A 3,796-nucleotide genomic window follows, 5' to 3' on the forward strand; every position below is an offset into this window, starting at 1 on the left:
CATTACCCTCGAAATTATTTAATGGAGTTACATCAATTTTAACTGGAGTCAAATTGCATGATTTTAACTGTGGCTTAAAAGCCTATAAAAAAGAAGTATTAGACTGTATAAAAGTCTATGGAGAGTTACATCGTTATATTCCCGTATTAGCTCATAGTTTAGGATTTAAAATTACTGAAGTAACTGTCAGACATCATCGGCGGAAACAAGGAAAATCTAAATATGGTTTAGAACGTTATACCCGTGGCTTTATTGATTTATTAACTGTTTTAGCAACTACTCATTATTTACATAAACCAGGTCATTTGTTTGGGAGTTTAGGATTATTGTTTGGTGCTATAGGAATGACATCTTTGGGTTATTTAATTGTACTCTGGTTTATGGAGATTCGACCTATAGGTACTCGTCCTTTATTTTTATTTGGAATTTTGTGTATTATTCTGTCTGTACAGTTAATATCTTTGGGAATTTTGGCAGAATTAATTACTAAAAATGTAGATGATGATTATGTGGATAAGCAGATTTGTGAGGTTGTAGAAGAGAGCGAGGAAAATTTTTAGGGGAGACTAGGTAATACCAATTTCAAAAAAGAATGTTAGGAATAGTATTGTAGAGTAAATAATAGCTGACAAGACTACCTTTAAATAAATAAATTGAGCTTCAGTTTTAAGTAACACTTTCAGAAGGAAGCAAACAAAATATCAATTATCATCCAAGAAATTTTCTACCCACTGCTTTTTTGTCTCAGACAAATAAGTTTGAGTTTTAGTCTTTTAGTTTAAAAATTTTTAAGTTTGTCAGGACTTGATGACAAAAAAGCAGAAAATTTGTTTGATGCAGTTAACGAAATTTCAATTAGATAAGGGTTCATTCCTAGAAATGGGGATGGCATTTTGAGTCATTAGGTTGATTAACTATACATAGCAATTCCTAAGCTAGTGAGGTACACTGCTGCAGATCCCCCCTAACCCCCCTTTTTCAAGGGGGGAACCGGAAGTCCCCCTTTTTAAGGGGGATTTAGGGGGATCGTTGATGTACCTTAGTAGGGTGAAAACCGCTATATATCTACTTAATCTAAAACAAACTTAACTTTGGAGAGAGAATCTCAGAAGTAGATTTTGATATAAGGAAGGTATAGAGAATTTTATATAAAAAGATGAAACTAGAAATACCTCAACAGGATGCTTCTACTATTCGTACAGAAAGAATTGAGCGCTCCCTACAAGCGTTAAAACAAATATGGTCAGAAGCGATCGCCCTTGAACTACAAGAAGCTGAAAACCTAGAAAAGATTTATCCTAATAATCGGAAAAGTGCCCAAAACCTGATTCATTATCTAGCAGTACGTCGCCATGATATCCGAGATTTACAATATGACCTTAGTATCTTGGGGTTAAGTTCCCTCGGTCGGATGGAAGCTCATGTTATGGCCTCACTTCATGCAGTTTTAGAAGCACTCCATAGAATAGATAATCTTTCTATCCCACCAGAACTACAAACCGAATTATCTATAACCCACGAATTGGGAAACGCCATTCTCACAAAACATACTCTGGAGATATTGGGGCCTAAACCAGAACTTAGAAATGCTCGTATCATGGTGACAATGCCAAGTGAAGCTGCTGATGATCCTCAGATAATTCACAAATTATTAGCCAAAGATATGAATATCATGCGCGTTAACTGCGCCCATGACAACCGGGAAGTATGGACAAAAATGATTCAAAATTTGCGCCAAGCGGAAACGGAGCTAGGGAAATCCTGTCGCATCTCTTTTGACTTAGGAGGTCCAAAATTAAGAACTGGCAAAATTGAAGGTAAACATTTTTCCCTTTCCCAAGGGGATACTTTGGTAGTGAAACAAGGTGATATTCTCGGTAAACCATCTAGTAAAAATCAACCTGCAAGAGTAGGATGTGATGTACCGGAAGTTTTCCGAGATGTGCAAGTAGGGGAAAGAATATTCTTTGATGATGGAATTATTGCTGGAGTTATTCGTAATGTAGAAAGGGAGGAATTTCAGGTAGAAATTACTTCTGCTAGGGAGGGTAAAGCTAAACTCAAGAGTGAAAAGGGTATTAATTTACCAGATACAGATTTGAAATTGCCAGCATTGACACAAAAGGATTTGCAAGATTTAGAATTTGTTGCCAAAAATGGCGATATGGTGGCAATTTCATTTGTACAGCATCCTACAGATATTGATCAGTTAATTGGGGTTTTGGAAAAACTCAATGCTGGGGAATTAGGAATTATTCTGAAAATTGAGAATCAAAAAGCTTTTCAACAACTGCCCAAATTATTGTTAACTGCTTTACGCCATCCACGGATAGCAGTTATGGTGGCGCGGGGTGACTTGGGTGTGGAAGTTGGGTTTGAACGTTTGTCGGAAGTGCAGGAAGAAATATTGTGGTTATGTGAAGCTGCTCATGTACCTGTGATTTGGGCAACCCAGGTTTTGGAGTCTTTAGCAAAAGGTGGTATGGCTTCTCGTGCAGAGGTTACGGATGCAGCAATGGGTAGTCGGGCAGAATGTGTAATGTTGAATAAGGGGCCTTATATTGATAAGGCGATGCAATTTTTGTGTGATGTATTGCACCGGATGCAGGCACATCATCAGAAGAAAATGGTAATGTTACGGCAGTTGAATATTTCTCGGTTTTGAGGAAGGGAACAGAGAAAAGGGAAAGATGAGAGGAGATTTAGAAGGAGAAGAATATTGTGGTTAATGAAGGGAAGGTGTATTAAGTAGGTAGACAAAATTATTTGTATATTTGCTGTGTATTTACTAATCGGCTATATTCCTTTTACCTCTTACCTATTGACTCTTGCCTACCACCGCAAAAATATTAAATTAATTCTGTCCAGGTACTTAGAAGGCAGAAGAAAATCTAGTCAAAAGGCAAAAGTCAAAAGTTAAAAGTAATATTTGTTTGAATGCTGTGTGACTTTAGCAATTCCGACTTCTCCCCTCATCAAGTCAAAATGTAGTAATATCAAAAGATTAAGAACAGGACTTACGCAAAGGTACTATATATGGAGTTTAAAAACTATAACGTTATAGTTTGTGACACTATATGTATGGTCTCTGCGTAAGTCCTAAAGAAGTAATTCTTGTCTGTAGTTTCCGGAAAGATGAGGATGGTAGGTGGAAATTGCAGAAGTAATTCTTGTTGGTATTACGGAAAGAAAAAAATGGAACCAATCTTAAACCAAAAGCAAAGCAATTTTCCTAACTCAACCAATCAAAATTCTACTCAACCAACTACAAAACAAACGGGTAAGCAAAACAAGGAGATGTTTGTTTGTTTAGATGACAAGGAACTGGAGAAAGTGACGGGTAGCTTATCAAATCTGACAGGAAACTTATCAGGTTATGGGGGTGCAGTTTATCTTAAGTTGAGTTGATAATCAGAGGATAGTTTCGATAATCAATTTGTCAAAAGATTAAGAAGTAATTCTTGTCGGTAGTTTCCGGAAAGAAGAGAATGGTCGGTGGAAATTGCATAAGTAATTCTTGTTGGTATTACGGAAAGAAAAAAATGGAACCAATCTTAAACAAAAAGCAAAGCAATTTTCCTAACTCAATCAATCAAAACTCTACTCAACTAACTACAAAAGAAGCGGGTAACCAAAACAAGGAGATGTTTGTTTGTTTGGATGACAACGAACTGGAGAAAGTGACAGGCTCAGGGAGCGGGTTGAAGTATTATGCGGGTTTAGTCTATTTGACCGATGCCGATGGTGCATTGACCCATTCCACCCTTATTCCACAAACTGACTGACTACCAAAAGT

At 36.9% G+C, this 3,796-nt stretch carries 3 protein-coding genes and 1 pseudogene; all 4 read left to right on the forward strand.

All coding sequences use genetic code 11. The features are described from left to right. Window positions 1-560: pseudogene (locus tag D5R40_RS31075) on the forward strand (glycosyltransferase); the annotation flags it as partial. Between the two features lie 596 nt (window positions 561-1,156). Then, a complete protein-coding gene (locus D5R40_RS31080) occupies window positions 1,157-2,665 on the forward strand; it encodes a pyruvate kinase (RefSeq protein WP_124146470.1) in 1,509 nt (502 codons plus the stop codon). 530 nt (window positions 2,666-3,195) lie between these two features. Next, on the forward strand, window positions 3,196-3,408 hold the full coding sequence (locus D5R40_RS31085; protein WP_124146471.1) for a hypothetical protein: 213 nt from the start codon (window positions 3,196-3,198) through the stop codon (window positions 3,406-3,408). Between the two features lie 134 nt (window positions 3,409-3,542). Then, window positions 3,543-3,785: a hypothetical protein gene (locus D5R40_RS31090; protein WP_124146472.1), complete on the forward strand. Its 243-nt coding sequence runs from the start codon at window positions 3,543-3,545 to the stop codon at window positions 3,783-3,785. Window positions 3,786-3,796: the final 11 nt, after the last annotated feature.

Source organism: Okeania hirsuta, assembly GCF_003838195.1.
GTDB classification, from domain to species: domain Bacteria; phylum Cyanobacteriota; class Cyanobacteriia; order Cyanobacteriales; family Microcoleaceae; genus Okeania; species Okeania hirsuta.

Excerpts from the sequence above, each read along its gene's own strand:
- D5R40_RS31080 (WP_124146470.1), top strand. The coding sequence starts at position 1,157 with ATGAAACTAGAAATACCTCAACAGGATGCTTCTACTATTCGTACAGAA.
- D5R40_RS31085 (WP_124146471.1), top strand. The coding sequence starts at position 3,196 with ATGGAACCAATCTTAAACCAAAAGCAAAGCAATTTTCCTAACTCAACC.
- D5R40_RS31090 (WP_124146472.1), top strand. The coding sequence starts at position 3,543 with ATGGAACCAATCTTAAACAAAAAGCAAAGCAATTTTCCTAACTCAATC.